Annotated in this window: 1 protein-coding gene; it reads right to left on the minus strand. The window is 73.8% G+C overall.

Annotated features, from left to right (window positions below):
* Positions 1-483 (minus strand): IMP dehydrogenase (locus B3S45_RS07775; protein ID WP_286718706.1); only part of this gene is annotated, 483 nt, incomplete at its 3' end.
* Positions 484-668 lie beyond the last annotated feature (185 nt).

The following is a 668-nucleotide window of genomic DNA, read 5'->3' on the forward strand; positions in this document are numbered from 1 at the left end:
GCCGCGGATGACGAAGAGGTCGACCCCGGCCGCGACGACGGTCTCGTAGAGCTCCTGCGTGCGCTGCGGCGTGAGGGAACCGGCGACGGTCACACCGGCCGCGCGGATCTCGGAGAGTCGATCCCGCACCAGTTCCGGCTGGATCGGTGCGGCATACAGCTCCTGCATGCGACGGGTCGCCTGGTCGTCCGGCAGCGACGCGATCTCGGCGAGGAGCGGCTCGGGGTCGTCGTAGCGAGTCCACAGCCCCTCGAGGTCGAGCACGCCGAGTCCGCCGAGCTGGCCGAGCATGATCGCGGTCTTGGGGCTCACCACCGAGTCCATCGGCGCGCCGATGACGGGGATGTCGAAGGAGAACGCGTCGATGGTCCACGCGGTCGAGACGTCCTCCGGGTTGCGCGTGCGGCGCGAGGGGACGACGGCGAGGTCGTCGAACGTAAACGCGCGGCGGGCCCGCTTGGCGCGGCCGATCTCGATCTCCATGCTCACCGGGCCAGCCTACCCGCCCGCCCGCCGCATCCCTCTGCCCCCGGCGCCTTTGCCGCCTCGGCCGGCGCTGCCGCATCCAGCCGCCGGGCATCCCTGCCCCGCGCCCGCCGCACCCCCCGCCGCCCGCCCGCCGCATCCGGCCGCCGGGCGCATCCCCTCCCCCGCCGATGTCGGAGAAA

This window comes from Microbacterium sp. UBA1612, from assembly GCF_002321605.1.
Classification (GTDB): domain Bacteria; phylum Actinomycetota; class Actinomycetes; order Actinomycetales; family Microbacteriaceae; genus Microbacterium; species Microbacterium luteum.